General features: G+C 52.9%; 16 protein-coding genes. 3 read left to right on the forward strand and 13 right to left on the reverse strand.

All coding sequences use genetic code 11. The features are described from left to right. Positions 1-99: 99 nt before the first annotated feature. The 4 genes from uvsE to I8J30_RS30350 form a co-directional block, all read right to left on the reverse strand. Entirely contained in the window at positions 100-1,101 is a 1,002-nt protein-coding gene (gene uvsE, locus I8J30_RS30335; protein WP_210664153.1) for a UV DNA damage repair endonuclease UvsE, read from the reverse strand. Beyond that, entirely contained in the window at positions 1,098-1,415 is a 318-nt protein-coding gene (locus I8J30_RS30340; RefSeq protein ID WP_210664154.1) for a hypothetical protein, read from the reverse strand. Before I8J30_RS30340 ends, uvsE begins: the two co-directional genes overlap by 4 nt. A gap of 216 nt (positions 1,416-1,631) precedes the next feature. Then, positions 1,632-2,825, reverse strand: a complete 1,194-nt coding sequence (locus tag I8J30_RS30345; protein ID WP_210664155.1) for a D-alanine--D-alanine ligase — start codon at positions 2,823-2,825, stop codon at positions 1,632-1,634. A 72-nt stretch (positions 2,826-2,897) separates the two neighbouring features. Beyond that, positions 2,898-4,106 (reverse strand): amidase domain-containing protein, encoded by a 1,209-nt coding sequence (locus I8J30_RS30350; RefSeq protein ID WP_338044978.1) that lies wholly within the window; start codon positions 4,104-4,106, stop codon positions 2,898-2,900. 306 nt (positions 4,107-4,412) lie between these two features. Here I8J30_RS30350 and acnA point away from each other — a divergent pair, with 306 nt between their 5' ends. Beyond that, complete coding sequence (acnA, locus tag I8J30_RS30355) at positions 4,413-7,130, forward strand: aconitate hydratase AcnA (protein WP_210664156.1); 2,718 nt, start codon at positions 4,413-4,415, stop codon at positions 7,128-7,130. Positions 7,131-7,206: 76 nt separating this feature from the next. Here the strand turns inward: acnA and I8J30_RS30360 are convergent, their stop codons facing one another. The 3 genes from I8J30_RS30360 to I8J30_RS30370 form a co-directional block, all read right to left on the reverse strand. Next, positions 7,207-8,289, reverse strand: coding sequence for a glycosyltransferase family 4 protein (locus I8J30_RS30360; protein WP_210664157.1), 1,083 nt, complete (start codon positions 8,287-8,289; stop codon positions 7,207-7,209). Further along, complete coding sequence (locus I8J30_RS30365; RefSeq protein WP_210664158.1) at positions 8,286-9,512, reverse strand: glycosyltransferase family 2 protein; 1,227 nt, start codon at positions 9,510-9,512, stop codon at positions 8,286-8,288. The genes I8J30_RS30360 and I8J30_RS30365 overlap by 4 nt, the downstream gene beginning before the upstream one ends. A 155-nt stretch (positions 9,513-9,667) precedes the next feature. Next, positions 9,668-10,036: a hypothetical protein gene (locus tag I8J30_RS30370; RefSeq protein WP_210664159.1), complete on the reverse strand. Its 369-nt coding sequence runs from the start codon at positions 10,034-10,036 to the stop codon at positions 9,668-9,670. A gap of 182 nt (positions 10,037-10,218) precedes the next feature. Between I8J30_RS30370 and I8J30_RS30375 the strand changes: the two genes are divergently transcribed. Beyond that, positions 10,219-11,463, forward strand: a complete 1,245-nt coding sequence (locus I8J30_RS30375; RefSeq protein WP_240548496.1) for an exo-alpha-sialidase — start codon at positions 10,219-10,221, stop codon at positions 11,461-11,463. A gap of 65 nt (positions 11,464-11,528) precedes the next feature. On the opposite strand, the gene I8J30_RS30380 is transcribed toward I8J30_RS30375, so the two are convergent. Further along, positions 11,529-12,275 (reverse strand): IclR family transcriptional regulator, encoded by a 747-nt coding sequence (locus tag I8J30_RS30380; RefSeq protein ID WP_210664161.1) that lies wholly within the window; start codon positions 12,273-12,275, stop codon positions 11,529-11,531. A 260-nt stretch (positions 12,276-12,535) separates the two neighbouring features. Here I8J30_RS30380 and I8J30_RS30385 point away from each other — a divergent pair, with 260 nt between their 5' ends. Next, on the forward strand, positions 12,536-13,603 hold the full coding sequence (locus I8J30_RS30385) for an alpha/beta hydrolase (RefSeq protein WP_210664162.1): 1,068 nt from the start codon (positions 12,536-12,538) through the stop codon (positions 13,601-13,603). 99 nt (positions 13,604-13,702) lie between these two features. Here the strand turns inward: I8J30_RS30385 and I8J30_RS30390 are convergent, their stop codons facing one another. The 5 genes from I8J30_RS30390 to queG all read right to left on the reverse strand — a co-directional run bounded on the left by I8J30_RS30390 (position 13,703) and on the right by queG (position 18,121). Beyond that, a complete protein-coding gene (locus I8J30_RS30390) occupies positions 13,703-14,086 on the reverse strand; it encodes a hypothetical protein (protein ID WP_210664163.1) in 384 nt (127 codons plus the stop codon). Positions 14,087-14,340: 254 nt separating this feature from the next. Beyond that, complete coding sequence (gene folE / locus I8J30_RS30395) at positions 14,341-14,934, reverse strand: GTP cyclohydrolase I FolE (protein WP_091224126.1); 594 nt, start codon at positions 14,932-14,934, stop codon at positions 14,341-14,343. Between the two features lie 47 nt (positions 14,935-14,981). Further along, complete coding sequence (locus I8J30_RS30400) at positions 14,982-15,221, reverse strand: YneF family protein (protein WP_091224127.1); 240 nt, start codon at positions 15,219-15,221, stop codon at positions 14,982-14,984. Positions 15,222-15,916: 695 nt separating this feature from the next. Next, entirely contained in the window at positions 15,917-16,948 is a 1,032-nt protein-coding gene (locus I8J30_RS30405; RefSeq protein ID WP_210664164.1) for an HD-GYP domain-containing protein, read from the reverse strand. A gap of 24 nt (positions 16,949-16,972) precedes the next feature. Beyond that, positions 16,973-18,121, reverse strand: coding sequence for a tRNA epoxyqueuosine(34) reductase QueG (queG, locus tag I8J30_RS30410; protein WP_210664175.1), 1,149 nt, complete (start codon positions 18,119-18,121; stop codon positions 16,973-16,975). Positions 18,122-18,151 lie beyond the last annotated feature (30 nt).

Consider the following 18,151-nt stretch of genomic DNA (forward strand, 5'->3'; position numbering starts at 1 on the left):
CAGGGTGTGATTGCACCTTAGGAAATTCCATAGAAATGATAGCGCTTCCTTAACCAAAAATAACCTAAGGGACTGAAAAGATCAAGCTTTTCCTGTCCCTTAGGTTATCTCAATACTTCCGCCGTCGATGACGCGAATTCCTGCCCCTTCGGCTTCCAGCTGGCGCATATCCGCCATGAGCTGCAGCAGCGCCGCATCCTTCTGCTTCGCTTCGATCATGACGTCCAGCTGATCGACCGAGCCGGCCGTTTCACGAAGAAATCGCAGCAGCGGACCAACGTCGACATTGTCGGCATGGCCGCGCGGATCGCGCTCGCTCTTCGGGCTGGATACATGCAGCTTAGGCGGCAATGCCAACGGCTGTCCGTCCGGCCCCGTCCATGTCCGCAGAATGCGCGGCCACAGCTCGCCATACAGCGTACTGTCCGTTTCGCCCCCGTCATTGACCGCATGATGATGGATATCCAGCACCATCGGCGTTCCGACCGCTTCGGCAGCGCCGAGCGTTTCGCGGACGGTAAACGTTTTGTCGTCATTTTCAAGCGTGACACGGTTGCGGATCCGATCGTCCAACTGACCGAACTGCTGCACGAACCGCTCCGCAGACGCAGGCTTGTCCCCGTACGCACCGCCGACATGGATGTTGCACTTCGCCGACTCATCGAGTCCCATATGCTCCAGCATCCGAACGTGGTACTCCAAATCCTCCTTGGACTTCGCCAGCACCTCCGGTCTAGGCGTGCTGAATACGCAGAAGTGGTCGGGATGAAATGAAAGCCGCATCCCCTTCTCCTTCGCATACTGCCCAATCTCGGCAAAAGCTTGCTCCAGCGGCGGATACGGGTTCCAATCCTTCAGCGCGTCATGGGTAGCAAGCGGAATGATCTTCGAGGTCATGCGATATACAAACACGTCATGACCTACGCAGTGCCGCATTAAGCGCAGCGTGGTGCGAAGATTATCCTCCGCGATCCGCTCCAGTCTGCGAAGCGCAGCCTCGCGATCATCCAGCTTGGAAAATGTCGCATACGTCATGGTCCGCGAGGGCGAAGCGTTATCGAGCAACACGCTCATGGCAACGAAGCCGAAGCGGACAATCATGCCTGTTCCCCGAAGAACATTTCATAAGCCAGCGCCGTCTGCACGCGCGCTTCTTCCTCCGTTAGCTTACGTACTAGTTCCATCTCCACTTCCGTAACTTCCTCGCCTTGAAAATTAATTTCGGCAATGGATACGCGAATCTTCACGATTGCGATCGCTTCATTCTCCGGCGTGTAAGCAATAACCTTCTGACCGGTTGGATAGACGCGGAAGCCGCTCTTTACCATTTTGCCCCGGCCGTACTCCAGCAGCTCGTACAGCTCTTGCTTGGATTTGAATTTGCATACGGAGTTAAACTCGGTTTGGAATCCCATGAACAAACCTCCAATAGTTAATAAAGTGTGGTAAAATCCTCGGTCGCTGTGAGCTTGTACGCAAAACAACCAATCCGAGCCTGGAAAGTTGCCGTTTCTGCAACAATTTCAAGCTTTAGGCCGCAGCCTAGCCAGCCCGGCAGTCGTTCACACTATAGCCTAGACAACGCGAGCCCACCTATGTAATGACTACAAAAAAACGGGGAAAACCGGCCCTTAAGCCGGCGTTCCTCCGCTATAATCGATCAGCTGCTTTTCGGCATGACGCTCGATCGCAAGCGCGATCAGGGTATCGAGAAGTTCCGTGTACGGAACGCCGCTTTCCTTCCACATCAGTGGATACATGCTGTATGGCGTAAAGCCCGGCATCGTATTCACTTCATTGATAAACAGCTGCCCATCTTCCTTGCGCAGGAAGAAGTCGACACGCGACAAACCGGAGCCGTCAATCGCAAGGAATGCACGAAGCGCCATTTCGCGAACGGAATCCGATACTTCAGCCGGAATGTTGGCCGGAATATGCATCATCGACTTCCCATCGATGTATTTCGCTTTATAGTCGTAGAACTCGCTTGAAGACGTAATTTCGCCGACGACCGAAGCACGCGGCTCATCGTTGCCAAGCACGCTCACTTCAATTTCACGCGCATCTACAAACTCTTCGACGATGACTTTACGGTCGAATCGAAGCGCGTATTCCACAGCTGCGATCAGCTCTTCGCGGTTGCGGGCTTTGGAAATGCCAACGCTGGAACCAAGGTTCGCCGGCTTCACGAAGCAAGGATAGCCGAGCGCAACTTCAATTTCCATAATGTAAAAGTCCGAATCCTTCTGCCACTGCGTGCGGTTAAAGTAACGGAACACGCATTGAGGCAAGCCTTCTTGCGCGAAAACTTTCTTCATCGTGATTTTGTCCATGCCCACTGCCGATGCCAGAACGCCTGCTCCGACATATGGAATGTTCGCCATCTCGAACAAGCCTTGAATCGTGCCGTCTTCCCCGAAGGTACCGTGCAGCAGCGGGAATACGACGTCGATCTGACCATCATCCGCCGTTTCGACCGCATCGACCTGTTGACCCACGGAAGAAATCTTCACTGCCCCCGGTACCGAAGAGATGTCGATCGACGCATCCGGAATCTCCGGCGACTGTCCCCCGAATACCGGCATAAGCGCTCCGGTACCGATGATCGCATCGCCGCCGGCAAGACGCAGCTGCTCCAGAGCGCTTGGCGGAGCCAGCAGCGTATCCCCTGCGCGCCATTCGCCGTCTTTACCGATATAGAAAGGTTTAATTTCGTATTTGCTGTAGTCAAAAGCTTTCATGACCGCAAGAGCGGTTTGTAGAGAGACCTCGTGCTCGCCCGAGCGCCCTCCGTAAACAAGTCCTACGCGCACTTTCTCCCCCATGATTCAGTCCTCCGGTTATGTTAAAATTCCCATGCTTATGGGTTGTCATACTCTCCTGGGTTAATGCGCAGGTTAAAACTCATCCGCAATATGAAAAAAACGGTATTTCGTCTGCTCCGTCCATGCATAGGAATCCTGATAATCCCAGTATCGGTGACGGCTTGCAACCGTGTTGGCGTTCACAAGCGGCATGCCGGCTGCATCGAATGCAGTCACAACCGTACTATGCTGGAAACGGTTATCGCCGCTCCAGTCATACGTGATAATATCGCCAAGGGCAAGCTGATCGGCGGAATCGACAACAGTCGCTCGCAAAGCAGAGCTGTGAGGAGCCGACAAATAAGTCTTCAGCGCATTGGATACAGCCCAGCTGTAGCTCCAATTTTCTCGGCCGCCGCTGAAGCCGCGGTACCACCAGCCGGAATCCCTTTTACCAGTATAGTTCATCGGTGCGCTGCCTGCAAAGAGACATTGGGACACGTAATTCGTGCAATTCACCTCAAAATTCTCGTACGCGGGATTAGGTTCGTTCCACCAACGATCGGCATAAGCGGCCGCCAAATCCCTCCTATATCTGACACCTGCCCGAGTATGTTTGAAAAACGGCAAAACATCATAATTTATATAAGGTATGGATTGCTGCTGACTGCCGGCAGTAGCTTCCCGCTCCTGCATCAGCTCGGCGGCAAGGATGGCATCGGACGAGCTGTAGCGCGGCCTACGCTCCGAGACGATTGGTTCAATACGGGAGATAACGTATTCGTCTCCCTCGGCGCTCAGCCACAGCCGTTCACGATCACAGCGTTCCTCCTGATACGTGCGTCCATTATGATCAATCGTTCGTTTGATGCGCAGCTCAATAAGCACCACCACCTCCGACCGCGAGCTGGACTCGCTGATCCGGATAAGCTCGGCGCTCGTTTCGCTGCGCGAAGGAAGAACGCCGCGAAGCAGCTCCTGCTCACGCAGCCGGTCCAGCCTCTGCGCAAACCGATGCAAGTGATCCTCATCGCGGATGATCTCTTCGAACGGCGGCGCATAGCGGTCGATCTCGGCCTGATTGTACAGCTTGACGTAGCGATGAACAGCAGCCTTCCAGCCTTCCGGCTGAGACTGCTGCGCTGACACCCGGGATGGCGACTCCGACTTAGGCTCGCGGCTGCGGCTCGGCTTGCCGCTGTTTCTCGGTTCCGCTCCCAGTAGAGTCGCCCGGCTCTGCACCGTACTTTTTGCGGGAGCTGCAGGTTTGTTGCTTCCGACCCATATTCGCGTTCGCGGCACGCTGGTTCCCCTCCTTGTTCTGCCATTAGGACAGCACGGAACCGAACACCGGATGCGTGCGTGGACGGTTCATGCGTAACTATAGCCGTATTTTTCCTTGGACCGATAAAGTTGGTTCATTATATGTGCAGGCGGGCGAATTCATGTAAAAACGGGCGAAACATCTTCACCGGAAGGTGATATTTGGACTTTCTAAATGGAATAAAAAACGCTATACTTAGGGTATCAAATGTTTTTTGAAATTGTGTTTCACACAGTGAAACCACAACAAAATGATTATGGATGCCAAGGAGGCGCGAATTGCAAATGACACATCAAAACGAATACTCCGTTCGCGAATCGCTTGAAGTCGGCGGTAAGCCTTATGCTTACTACCGTTTGGGCGGTCTGGAAGAGCAAGGCCTGGGAAAAATCTCGAAGCTCCCTTTCTCCATCAAAGTGCTTCTTGAGGCAGCTGTCCGTCAATTCGACGGTCGTGCTATCACCAAAGAACATGTCAAGCAGCTTGCGACTTGGGCTGATGGCCGCGAAGACAAAGAAATTCCTTTCATCCCTGCACGTATCGTCCTGCAGGACTTCACCGGCGTACCGGTTGTAGTCGATCTGGCAGCAATGCGCGATACCGTGAAGAAATCAGGCGGCGATCCTAAACAAATCAACCCGCTCGTTCCGGTTGACCTTGTCATTGACCACTCGGTTATGGTCGATGCATTCGGTACTCCTGAAGCACTTGAGTACAACACGGACATCGAATTCAAACGTAACGGAGAGCGTTACCGCTTCCTGCGTTGGGCGCAAACGGCATTCGAGAACTTCCGCGCAGTACCGCCGGGCACGGGTATCGTTCACCAAGTTAACCTGGAGTACTTGGCTTCCGTTGCAGCAACGAAATCCATTGACGGCGAAACTGTCGTTTACCCGGATTCCCTTGTAGGTACGGATTCCCATACAACGATGATCAACGGTCTTGGCGTAGTCGGCTGGGGCGTTGGCGGTATCGAGGCAGAAGCAGGTATGCTTGGCCAACCGCTTTACTTCGTTACACCGGAAGTTATCGGCTTCCGTCTGACAGGCAGCTTGGCAGAAGGCGCTACAGCGACTGACCTTGCCCTGACAGTTACGCAAATCCTTCGTAAGAAAGGCGTAGTCGGCAAATTCGTCGAGTTCTTCGGCCCTGGTTTGTCCAACATCAGCCTTGCTGACCGCGCAACGGTTGCCAACATGGCTCCTGAGTATGGCGCTACAGTCGGTTTCTTCCCGGTTGACAGCGAAACGCTTAACTTCCTGCGCGCTACAGGTCGCGAAGAAGAACAAATCGCACTCGTTGAAGCTTACTACAAAGCACAAGGCATGTTCCGTACAGACGATACGCCGGAGCCTGCATTCTCCGATATCGTTGAACTGGATTTATCCACAATCGTACCTTCCCTTGCAGGTCCTAAGCGTCCGCAAGACCGCGTTGAGCTGACGAACATGAAGGAAGCGTTCAACAGCATCATCCGCACACCGATCGACAAAGGCGGCTACGGTCTGAGCGACAACAAGATCGAAGAGTTCGTTGAAGTGAAACACACGAACGGCCAAGTCAGCAAAATGGGTACGGGCGCAGTTGTAATCGCAGCTATCACCAGCTGTACGAATACGTCCAACCCGAGCGTTATGCTCGGCGCCGCACTCGTAGCGAAGAAAGCCGTTGAGCGTGGTTTGAAGAAACCGGCTTACGTGAAGAGCTCCCTAACTCCGGGTTCCCTGGTTGTTACCGAGTACCTGAAGAGAGCGAACCTGCTTGAGTCCCTTGAAGCACTTGGCTTCCACGTTGCGGGCTATGGCTGCGCAACTTGTATCGGTAACTCCGGTCCGCTTCCGGATGAGGTAAGCAAAGCGATCGCCGATAACGATATGACGGTTGCAGCTGTGCTTTCCGGTAACCGTAACTTTGAAGGCCGCGTTCACGCACAAGTGAAAGCCAACTACCTGGCATCTCCGCCGCTTGTTGTTGCTTACGCGCTTGCAGGTACAGTGAACATCGACCTGTCCTCCGATCCAATCGGTTACGACAGCAAGAACGAGCCTGTGTACTTGAAAGACATCTGGCCAACATCCAAAGAAATCGCGGATACCATTGCTGCAGCGATGAGCCCTGACATGTTCCGCGACAAATACGCGAACGTATTTACGCAGAATGAGCGTTGGAACGCAATCGATGTACCGACAGGCGAAAGCTATGAGTGGGATGACAAATCCACTTATATCCAGAACCCGCCGTTCTTCGAAGGCCTTGGCGCTGACATCGGCGACATCGCGGACATCAAAGGTTCGAGCGTACTCGCGCTTCTTGGCGATTCCGTTACGACTGACCATATTTCGCCGGCTGGTAACATCAAGGCTGACAGCCCTGCAGGCGAATACCTGATCAAACACGGCGTAGACAGAGTCGACTTCAACTCCTACGGTTCCCGTCGCGGTAACCATGAAGTTATGATGCGCGGCACATTCGCCAACATCCGTATTCGTAACCAAGTGGCTCCGGGCACAGAAGGCGGCGTAACGACTTACCTGCCAACCGAAGAAGTCATGTCGATCTACGATGCTTCCATGCTCTACCAGAAGAACGGCAAGAACCTTGTCGTTATCGCAGGTAAAGAGTACGGAACGGGCAGCTCCCGTGACTGGGCGGCAAAAGGTACGTTCCTGCTCGGCGTGAAAGCCGTTATCGCAGAAAGCTTCGAGCGTATCCACCGCTCCAACTTGGTAGGCATGGGCGTACTGCCACTGCAATTCCAAGCAGGAACAAGCTGGAAGACGCTGAACATTACTGGCCGCGAAACATTCGATATCGTCGGACTGGGCAACGATGTAACACCTGGTCAAACGGTTCAAGTAGTCGCTACTCGCGAAGACGGAACAACGTTCGAATTCCCGGCTATCGTTCGTCTTGACTCCACGGTTGATGTCGATTACTACCGGAACAGCGGTATTCTTCAAACCGTTCTCCGTCAAATGATCGCAGCAAACAACAAGTAATATCGGCAATAACCAATAAGCGGGTCCACTCCTCATGGAGCGGACCCGCTTTTGCGCTTCGATCTATTTATAAATGCTAATACTTCGGCTTTCGCTGCGATAAGCTCTTTAGCATATTCATAAAGTTAGTGGTGTATTTCTCGGAAGAGAAATGCTGTTTAATATGCTTCTCGGCGTTTTTGCGAATGGTATTGCGAAGCGTAGTGTCCTTCATTAGCGATTCGCCTTGGACGACGGCTTGATTGACGTTGCCGCGCGCATACAGCTTCCCCGTTACATCATGAATCAGAAATCTGCGGATACCGTCCGAATCCGTTGTCAGCACCGGACAACGGCAGAGCATCGCTTCCGCTACCGCATAGCCGAAGCCTTCCAGAATGGAGGTCGAGCAGAGAAATCCCCCCGAATCCCCAATGACCGAGAAATAGTCTGCAATTTGCTCATGTGGAATGTTCGAATAAACAATGAGTTTATGTTGTAATTGCAGGCCGTTAACCCATCTGTCATAATGCTCCTTCTCCGCCGGATCGCCCAATGTCGTATCGCCAAAGATCCACAGATAGCCTTCAGGATGTTTTTGCAGCATGCGGGAACCGATGAGAAGAAACTCCCGCCAATTCTTATTCGCCTCAATTCGGCCGACCCAGCCAATGATCGGGAACGGCTTCGGCGGGTAGGAGCTGTAGCCGAAGCACTCCGTATCCAGCGGGTCGTCAAAGCAGAAATGAGGGATGCCGTGCAGATATGCCGTCATCAGCTCCTGCAGATGACTCGTCTGCGGGTACAGCACGCCGTCTGCCGCCTGCAGCACGCGGGCCGATATATCTTTAAGCACCGCGCTGGCGGTTTGCAGCGTTCCGAGCCCTTGAATTTCAAAGATAAGATGTCCTTTAAAACCGGCCTTCTTAATGGTCAGCAACATCGTCACATCTGTGCATACGACGATGGCATCGTAGTTTTGCCTCTGGATCAGCTTGCCGATGGACGCCTCGTCATTCATCACGAAAGTCGGAATGTCTTTAATGTTCTTGCGCCCCTCGCCATCCAATGAATAAAGCAAGTGGCATTCCACATCCATTTTCATGAAGGCATGACAGCGGATCCGATTGAGTGTTTCCATGCCGCCGCTTGGATTAAAGAAGGTAAATAAAAGTTTCATCCCAGATCACTCATTTGAGCAAAGTTTGCTTTCACATAGTCAACCAGGCTTTGCCTGCGGAACAGCTCGTCGTACATCCCGGCTTTGCCAATATGGATACTGGAATGCCGATAGCCGACCGCGCTTCCATCCTCGGTATAGTAGTTGGACATGAGTTCGGGAGCGGCTTTCTCCATCTCATTGTGCAGCACCGTAAGCTCCATTAAGTCCTTGAACAGGCGCGGTCCGAGAATGTAGCTGTAAGGCGTTTGAACCATCTGGATAGCGTGAAGCAGAGCTGTTGCCACGTTGGCATTCGGGAACCATTTGAAATCCGTCGTCGGATGAGAAATGTGCGACAGATCAGCCGTTACCCGCATGTCCGGAGAGAGATCCAGAATATAGCATGTATAGTTACTGAAGGTTTGCTCGTAGAGGTTCTCGATTCGCGCGATGGCCTCCGGGCTGGACTCCTTCACCGGAAATAGTATCGTCGTGTAGGGGGCAATCCCCCTGCGCATCCTGGCACGATGTCTCGCCAAATGATACGCGTACCGCCATATGCGGTGCTGGGCAGTCGATTGCAGCGATGCTGATACGCTAAACGTGGAATTCACCCGATAATCGAGCAGCTCCACAGGAATATACTTGATTTTGCAATGCTCCGTGATACGCAGCCAGTAATCATAATCTTCTACCGGCACAAGCTCATAACCGTCAATCTGTTTGGCATAAATCGATTTATACATAAAGGAGACACCGATGAGAGAGGAATCCAGCAGCTTCTCAATCGGCTGCGATTGATATTGGCGCTGGACGGCAAGCAGCTGCTCATCATAGATCTTGTTGCCGTCGTTATCGACCGATTGGAACGAGCTGTAAACAAGGCCAAGTTCCTGCGGTCCTTTCACTAAGGCACTGCGAAGCGTCTCCAGAAATCTCGGATAGTAGATGTTGTCGCTGGACACCCAAGTTAAATAGGCGATATTGGGCATGTCATAAAAATATTGAAAACCGGTGTTCAGCGCTTTGGCGACTCCCTGATTATAAACATGGGAAACGATTTGCACTCGATTATCGCCTTGAATGAGCATGCGGACGAGCGGTTCCATTTCAGGCGCCCCGTCAATGACAATAATTAGCTTGAACTGCTGGAACGTCTGCTTAAGCACAGATTCCAGCGCCGCTGCAAGAAACGCCGGTTTCTGTTTGTATAGTGGCATGACAACCCCTAAGTCGATCATACTGTCACTCCTTCCAATGCACCATCCTGTACTATTGTATTTCCATGGCACCCGTTTGCTTGTGCGGCTATCCCTTGAGGCGATAGCCTTTTCATAATAAATGGGAGTTCAGCGCTAATTCGCTGAACTCCCATCGCTGATTATGAAATGCTCCACTAAGGCGTTGTCGAGAAAGCAGAAATTTCCTGCCAATCCATTGCAAGCATCTGTTGGCCAACAACAGGTAAACCATGATCATCGACCCCGAACGCTGTAAAAGCTACCTCCGAAAGTACCCCTGAAGCATTTACCTGTATTTCATAGGCAATGCCGCCAGCAATATTAAACTCACGTGAATCACTCGATTTTCCGGGCAACATGTAGCCGGTCAGATAGATAAGCGTAAGCGCATTCGTCGTTGGAGGTACAACATAGACTTCGATCAACACCAATGCCGTCGTGCTGGTGATGTTCCGTGCGTTTATAACAACACTTGAAGCAGGTTTCGGCAACTCGTTATGAATCAATCCTGAAGTGAACGGCATGTCCTCACCTCCTGTATGTCAATTAATTACATTTTATTCTTTCGCAATACAGAATGATTGGGAAATTAACCGCCGGCAATGACACATTTTCTTCCTTTTCGAGATAGATAAACAAGCATTATACAAATATTTTCGTAGAATACACTATGGAAATATTACGGATTGATAAAGGAGGAAAATCGGTGACCAATTTCAATTTTCAAGTGACACCATCAGGGAACCCCAAATTCGAACCCAGCGTCGCCGTCAATTTGCTCATTCCGGGCATTATGCTTTCGGTTGCCGTAGATGAATCATCTGGGCCCCCTCTTATTGGTCTATATCGTTCCTTAGACGGAGGATTCAGTTGGGCCAACAGCTTGCTTCCTTTGCCTCCGGGCTTTAACGGAGCCGAGGCTCCTGTTGTGGCGTATGGATTTCCCAATATTTTTATCGTTACGGCCCATGTTTTCCCCGGAGAAGAATATGGTACGACCGTCGTATACAAATCCGTTGACAATGGTGCGACATTCAGCGCTCCCGTGATTGTCAGTCCTGGCTTTGGTTCTTATATTAACAACGATGAAACGAACTGCACGCTCGATGCCTCGCAGGCAAGTCCTTTTATCGGCAATATGTATGTTACCTATAACCGTCAGTTCAACGTGGATAACGGCGGTAACTCGGTCGCTTTCTTCAATCGTTCCAGAGATAACGGCGCTACCTGGGACCAGCCTTTGCTGCTCTCGAACGAAGCCGATCAAGTAGAACGGCCCGATATAACCGTCGATCTGGTCGGTGTTGTCGATGTCGCTTATGTCACAGTCGACCCCAGCTTCAACTTCATCGTTCGTCAATCGCTTGACGGCGGCGCTTCCTTTCCCAACGCTGTTGTCGTCTCGAACGTCGTCCCTGTCCCTTCCCCGCTGCCCGTTGTCGGCTACAACTTCCGCGTACTCACCTTCGCAAACATTGCAACCGATCGTTCAGTAGGACCCTTCACGAACCAAGCTTACGCCGTATGGCAGGATAACCGCCTTGGTTACGCCGATATCTTCATGTCCAAACGTGCCCCCGACACGAATAACTGGACGACGCCGGTCAGCATTACGGGCGCACCTGCCAATTCGCAGAACTTCTTTCCCGCCATTGATGTCGATCCACTGACAGGGGTCGTCAACATCATCTACTACAGCAATCAGATTAATGGCTTCGATCTCGACGTGTATGTAGCCCGGTCGATTAACGGCGGTCAAACCTTTACGAATACCCGGATTACCAACGTCTCGTTCAACCCGAATGCCAGCAGTCCTACACCGGTTCCGCTCATCGGCGATTATATCGACATCGTCAGCGTTCCTCCGGGTGGCTATATCGGCGTATGGATGGATACATCGCCGGGTACGTTCTGCATCTTTGCCGGTTACTCTGATGTCATCATTCCATAGTTTCTTTGCTCAAAAAAAAAGAGTCAAGCTCGAAGGCAGAAGCCCTCGGCTCGACTCTTATTTATTTATTTCAGCATGACGCCAAGTCGTCGTGCCGCTTCGATAACAGCAGGCGCTTGACTGCGCATGATTTCGGTCGTGAGCCGATTGGCCGGACCGGATACGGACAATGCCGCGACCAGCTTGCCCGTGCGAGAGAAGACCGGCGCCGCTACCGCCGCCGCACCCTGTTCGCGCTCCTCCACGCTCATCGCGTAGCCGAGCTTCTGCCACTCCGCCATCTGCTCCCGATACTGATGCCGATCGAAGGCAGTCGGCCACGAGGCGTCAGCAAGCAGCTCTTCGCGTTTGACAGGCTCCTCGAAGGCGATAAGCACCTTGCTTGAAGCGCCGACGTAGAGCGGCAATCTGGCTCCGATCGGAGCCACCCTGCGTATGGCCTGGATGCTCTGGACCGCTTGAATGCGGATCCGCTCATTGCCGTCGCGCAAATACAAGCTGACGGTTTCCCCCAGCATATCGCGCAGCCGCTCCATCTCCGGCAGTCCAATCACGGCCGGGTCGTCCGCCCCTGACATATTAGCCGACAGTTCCCAGATGCGAAGCCCGAGCTTATAGCGATCCGAAGCCGCATCGCGGGCCACGAAGCCTCGTTCCTCCAGCGTGGCGAGCATCCGATGCACGGTGCTTTTATGCAGCCCGACGTTATCGGCAAGCTCCGTCATCGCCCACTCTTTCTTGACCGTAAAGCAAAGCAATATATCCAGTGCCCGTTCGACAGCACGAACCGTTGATTTTCCATCCTCAGCCATAGTAGGTTGGCTCCTCGCTATAGTTTCACTGAGTGAAACTTGGTTACAGTCAGTATAACGTAAGGACGGCGGCCCGGTAAAGCTTTGGCATCCGAATCGACTTATTTTACAGCCATGTTACAGGACGCTAACATTACGTCGACACGCATTGACAGGCCATGGCGGCGCGCCATACCATAGGAATATAGAACTAGTTAAGCGCTTTCATAATTCAATAAGCAAATGTCAATATAATCACTCTTCTTAAGGGGGCCTCCACCATGAGCGCAACAACAATGAGTCCTGCACTACCCGCAGCCGGCGGATTTACGCCCGGACTGCTCCCCCCTATGCTGCCTTCGCCGCAAGCTCCCGAACGGGCGCTTGCCGGAACACGCACTCGACGCAAACACGCTGCGCTTGCCGTACTTTCAGCCCTGGCAGCCCTGCTGCTGTTCACTGCGCTCGCCTTTCACGGCTATGTCGCATGGGTAATCGCACATCCTTATGTACCTGCGTTATATTCTAACCCGAAGATTGCTCAAGGGCTCGATTACAGCGATGTCTCCTTCCCCAGCAAGAGCGGCCGCACTACCGTTCACGGCTGGTATATCCCTGCAGTCGGAGCGGAAACGCATTCCGACAGAACGGTTGTATTCAGCCACGGCTATGGCGCGAACCGCGAGGAAACATGGGTGCCCATGTATGAACTGGCCGCCCTGCTGAATCGGCTGCACTATAATGTATTCATGTTTGATTACGGCTACGCCTCCTCCGGACAGCGTTCTCCGGCTACAGGCGGCAAGGAAGAGTCGCAGCAATTGCTGGCGGCGGTCAACTATGCGCGGTCGCAGGGCGCTGACGAGGTAGTCGTCTGGGGCTTCTCCATGGGAGCCGGCACTGCGCTTCAGGCAGCGCTCCAAACGGATTCGACGGACAGCATCGATGCCATGATTCTCGACAGCACGTTTCTTCCAAGCTCGGATTCCTTATACAATAACGTACGCCAATACATGGATCTGCCTAAGTATCCGTCCATCCCGATTATCGAATGGATGCTCCCTTTCTTCACAGGCGTAAACTTTAATCAACTGCCTGTCGAGCAAGTGCTGCAAACGACCTATGACATGCCGCTCTTCATCATGCATGGTACAGCCGATGCTAAAGCTCCGGTGGCCACCGCAGAGCAGGTCTCTGCAAGCCAGTACAATTCGCTCTCGCGTGAGTGGATCGTGGAGGGCGGCATGCATGAGATGCTGTTCCGCACGCATCCGAAGGAATACATTCAGCGCGCTGCTCTGTTCCTTAGTCAAGTAGATGCCGCTCGCAAATCCACCTCCGCCGCTTAACTTTAAAATGGTATTATCCCCTTACGGTAGAAAGTAAAAAAGAGTTCATCCTAGGATGAACTCTTTTTAGGCCGGAGGGGATTTTTTCATGGGTTTAAGTCAGTACTGACCGTTCGCTTTCATTAACGCGCGATCTTTCTCTTTCAGACGCGGGCACGTATAGCAATAGTTGAATGTCCTCTTGAGGCGATAAGGAAGGCAATAGGCAAGGCAGCAAGCCGTCTTCAATGCCACTTTTTTATTCGCATCCGCAGGATCATCAATATAGCTGCGTTTCGCTGCAAAGGGATTTTTCGGAAGTCCGAATGCGCTGGCATCGATATCGGTCAGTCGTGTCCGGTAGTGATAAATAATGGCCTGTCTGCGTTCCTCGTCCGTGACTTCGCTGAGCTCCTCCTCCATTTGATCATAAGCGGCATCTACGATTTGCCCCCATAATTCAATGGGTCCCATTCGAGCCAGACGCGCCAGCGTTTGGCTCATAGGCGTTACTTGTTCCCTGTAAAAAGAATCCAGCGTTTTCTTCAGCCAAACGTCGCGGTCCGCATTTGGAATTGCTGTGTATCGGATATCGTTGAGTTGAAATGAATACTGAGGATAGGATGCTTCGGCAATTAATTAGCTTACCGGCATGCGGACCGTAATTTCTATCCGCACAAACAAAAACCGGCACATGCCTGTTGGGGGCTTGTGCCGGTGTGGGACGAATGCTTAATTCCAATTACAAGAATGTGCCCTTACTGCTTGAGCAGCGACAGGAACTCCGAACGGAGCGCCGCGCTTGTACGGAAGTCGCCGCGGACTGCCGACGTCACCGTCTTGCTGCCCGGCTTCTTCACGCCGCGCGCGCACATGCACAGATGCTCGCCTTCGACGACGACCATAACGCCATGCGGCTGCAGCACTTCATCCATGATATCCGCAATCTGCGAGGTAATGCGCTCTTGCACTTGAAGACGGCGCGTCACCGCTTCAACCAGACGCGCAAGCTTGCTTAAGCCCGCAATCTTGCCGCTTGGAATATAGCCGATATGCGCTTTGCCGAAGAACGGCGCCATGTGGTGCTCGCACTGACTGTAGTATACGATATCGCGTACGATAACCAGTTCTTCATGCTGCTCGTCGAACGTAACGCCCAGCACTTCGCGCGGATCTACCTCATAACCCGCGAAAATTTCCTCATACATCCGTGTTACGCGTGCCGGTGTTTCCAGCAAACCTTCGCGCTCCACATCTTCTCCGATGAGCTTCAATATTTCACGAACGTGATGCTCAATTTGTTCCCGATTCGATGAAACGGCTGAGTTGACGTAATCTTTCCTGCCCGCCATATCTGCAACGTCTCCTTTCCTGTGAACCAATCGCCGGTACTTCCTTCTTATCTCCGTCCGCCCGGGCGATTGTTCCCCTTCGTAAATTGCTGGTTCTTCATCATTTGCTGCGCTTTTTGCATTTGCTGGTTATTCATATTGTAGCCCATTTGCTTTGCCATCTTTTTCAGCATTTCCGGATCGTTTTGCATCTTCTCCAGCTGCTTGCGCAAGTAGTATACGCCCGCGAAAAAGCCGCCAACAGCGCCGACTATGAGCGTAATGATCGAAATAATGACCGTCCACATTGTCATCTCACCTTGTCCTTATCTGTAAGTATATTGCAACTTATAATAGCATGTAGGACCATGCGTTCGCAAACAATCTGTAAAGGTAAGAAGGACCTTGTCCGGCAGACGAGATCCTCCTTCATGTTCATAGGCATCTCAGAACCGAAATAGCATTCTGCAACTCGGATATCACTTCCCGCTTGCTCTTGCCATACCGCGAAAATCTAACGAACCGTTGGTGGAGTGAGCTCCCATAATCGACCGATTTTCCGTACTACGGAATTCTTACGAATCGCAGCAGCCTTATTGGGCCGATTTTCCGGGCTTCGAGGATCTAACGAATCGTGGAAGCCTTATTTGGGCAAAATCGGCTCCCAAACCATCGCAAACCGTCAAATAAGACCTCTACGATTCGTTAGAGTTTTTTGAATGTCGTTTTGAGGCAAATAAGCCCTGTACGATTCGTTAGAGCATTCCTCGTTTGAACTCGCACACCCGACATTCCCACCTCATTCGTACTCGATACTCCTCAGTACCACCACCACCATACTACGCACCTCACTCGCGTCCCACATCTGCTCCCAGGCTCGTCTCCGCACTCAACGTGCATAACAACGCTCACCACGCCTGTTCGATCCTCAAACACAAAAAAACCTGACCTTCAGAAAACAAGGTTAGGTTCACTTTCTCGCTTTATAACCGCCCGGCCTAGCTTAGCCCAATACCTGTTCGATAAAGACCGTCGTATGCTTCGCCAAATCAATCTCACGGCTTTCGACGCTGTCATTGGACTCACGCTGAAGGACCCGTACGATTGGCCGGCCCGGCAGTCCGCGGTGCTGTCCGACGACAATGCCCGTTTCCTTCGTCGTGAGCCTAACCGATACGCCGTTCGGGTAGATCGAGACGATCCGCATGAAATGAACCAGGATCTCGCGATCCAAGCTCGTCCCCGACATCGCCATCATCTGCTCGCAGGCTTCGTGCGGCAGGAGCCCTCCGGCGCCTTCGCCGCCGCTTGCAAGCAGGTTATCGAAGGTGTTGGCCACCGCTACAATTCGGGAGTACAGGTGAATTTGATCCCCGATCAGCCCGCGCGGCTCACCTGTTCCATCGACATGCTCATGGTGCTGAAACGCAACATGAGCGATAAGAAGGCTGAACTCGCGCTTGGCCTTCAGCAGCTCGAAGCCTCTCCATGTATGGCGCTTGGGTTCGTCATTCTCCCCATTCGCCTCAAGGTCCGGCTTCCCGAGATCATGCAGCAGCGCACCGATCGCCAGCTCCTTCAGCTGCACTTGATTCAGCTGCAAGCTGACGCCAAGCAGCGCCGAGAGCATGCAGACATTCATCGCATGAATGTACTCCGCATTATCCCGCGTACGGATGTCGTTCAATTGAACGAGCACATCCTTATTGCGAATCACATCGAAGAGCAAATCTTCAATCGTTAAACTGATCGCGCGCGAGTTCAAATCTTTACCGGAGCGAATCGAATCCATCGTCTCGGACATCTGCTTAATGAGGCCGACTTTGGTTTCTTCCGACAGAATCTCCTCTTGCTCCTCCATCTCCATGCCGGCATCTTTAATATAGACATTCGTGACGCCGATACGTCTTAAAGTGCTGATCATAAAGACCGTTAGCTGCACTTTCGAGGAAAGCAGCACCGCCCCGTTGACGGCGTAGATCGTCTTGCCAAGAATATCGCCTGGTTCAACCGCTTCGATATCGACATATTTCATGATGTCTACCTCTTCCCCATATCTTTACGTCGAAGCTGTCATGCTCATGAGCGCGTCCTTGATCGCTTGCTGAACCGTTTCCTCCTGCTCGCGCATCGCGGCCGTTCGGAGCACCTCCGCCGCATCCTCGCCGCCGATTCGGCCAAGCGACCAAGCAGCAGTTGCTCGCAGCTCAAAGCGCGTATCGCTGCGGAGCACTTCCGCAAGCGCAGGCACGGCGCTTGCATCCTTGAAGTTGCCAAGCGCGATGACCGCGTTGCGCTGGATCGGCTTCCTCCCGCGCCAAGCCGAGGAGCTGTTGCCGTACTGCTCCTTGAACGCCCGATTCCCGATCGTGAGCAGAGGTACCAGAAGCGGCTTTACTTTGTCGTGATCGGGCATAAGCTCCGGATGGTGCGTGGCATTCTTCCCCTTGTTCTCGGGGCATACAACCTGGCACGTATCGCAGCCATAGAGCCGATTGCCGATCTTGCGCATCAGCTCATCCGTCACGACACCTTTCGTCTGCGTGACGAAGGAGATACAGCGCTGTGAATTCAGCTGTCCCGGTGCTACGAGCGCATCCGTCGGACAGGCATCGATACAAGCCGTACAGCTGCCGCAGCTCTCCGTGACAGGCGCATCGTGCGGGAGCGGCAAATTCGTAATCATCTCGCCTAAGTACACCCAGGAGCCCCACTCCGGCGTAATAATCGAGCAGTTGCTGCCAAGCCAGCCGATGCCGGCCCGCTCCGCTACCGCGCGGTCAGAGAGCGCTCCCGTATCCACCATGCTTAAGAAGCGTCCTTCGGGCACGCGCTCCAGCAGCCAAGCTTCCAGCCGTCGCAGCCGCTCGCGCAGGACGCCGTGATAGTCATCGCCCCAGGAGGATCTCGAAAACAAACCGCGCCTTGCTCCCGGCTCGGATTTCGGTGGATCCTGAAGTTTAGATGGATACGCGATTGCAATCGCAATAATGGATTTCGGATCTTCGAATAACAGCGAAGGCTCCGTCCGTTTATCAAGGTCCGGCTCTTCGAAGCCGGACTCATAGCCAAGCTCCCGATGCCGCACCAGCCGCTGCTTCAGCTCCGTGAACGGCTCCGCGGAAGCGATTCCGATTTTGTCAATGCCAAGACTCGCCGCAGCGTCCTTCATCTCGGCTTTTAACTGTTGCCAATCGATCTTGTTCATGCTGCTCCCGTCCAACTCGGAGTCTCCTTT

Origin of the sequence: Paenibacillus lignilyticus (assembly GCF_017942085.1) — a bacterium.
Taxonomy (GTDB): domain Bacteria; phylum Bacillota; class Bacilli; order Paenibacillales; family Paenibacillaceae; genus Paenibacillus_Z; species Paenibacillus_Z lignilyticus.

Bases quoted from the DNA above. Each gene is read 5' to 3' on its own strand.
- uvsE (WP_210664153.1), bottom strand. From the start codon at position 1,101: ATGATTGTCCGCTTCGGCTTCGTTGCCATGAGCGTGTTGCTCGATAAC.
- I8J30_RS30340 (WP_210664154.1), bottom strand. From the start codon at position 1,415: ATGGGATTCCAAACCGAGTTTAACTCCGTATGCAAATTCAAATCCAAG.
- I8J30_RS30345 (WP_210664155.1), bottom strand. From the start codon at position 2,825: ATGGGGGAGAAAGTGCGCGTAGGACTTGTTTACGGAGGGCGCTCGGGC.
- acnA (WP_210664156.1), top strand. From the start codon at position 4,413: ATGACACATCAAAACGAATACTCCGTTCGCGAATCGCTTGAAGTCGGC.
- I8J30_RS30360 (WP_210664157.1), bottom strand. From the start codon at position 8,289: ATGAAACTTTTATTTACCTTCTTTAATCCAAGCGGCGGCATGGAAACA.
- I8J30_RS30365 (WP_210664158.1), bottom strand. From the start codon at position 9,512: ATGATCGACTTAGGGGTTGTCATGCCACTATACAAACAGAAACCGGCG.
- I8J30_RS30370 (WP_210664159.1), bottom strand. From the start codon at position 10,036: ATGCCGTTCACTTCAGGATTGATTCATAACGAGTTGCCGAAACCTGCT.
- I8J30_RS30380 (WP_210664161.1), bottom strand. From the start codon at position 12,275: ATGGCTGAGGATGGAAAATCAACGGTTCGTGCTGTCGAACGGGCACTG.
- I8J30_RS30385 (WP_210664162.1), top strand. From the start codon at position 12,536: ATGAGCGCAACAACAATGAGTCCTGCACTACCCGCAGCCGGCGGATTT.
- I8J30_RS30390 (WP_210664163.1), bottom strand. From the start codon at position 14,086: ATGAGCCAAACGCTGGCGCGTCTGGCTCGAATGGGACCCATTGAATTA.
- folE (WP_091224126.1), bottom strand. From the start codon at position 14,934: ATGGCGGGCAGGAAAGATTACGTCAACTCAGCCGTTTCATCGAATCGG.
- I8J30_RS30400 (WP_091224127.1), bottom strand. From the start codon at position 15,221: ATGTGGACGGTCATTATTTCGATCATTACGCTCATAGTCGGCGCTGTT.
- I8J30_RS30405 (WP_210664164.1), bottom strand. From the start codon at position 16,948: ATGAAATATGTCGATATCGAAGCGGTTGAACCAGGCGATATTCTTGGC.
- queG (WP_210664175.1), bottom strand. From the start codon at position 18,121: ATGAACAAGATCGATTGGCAACAGTTAAAAGCCGAGATGAAGGACGCT.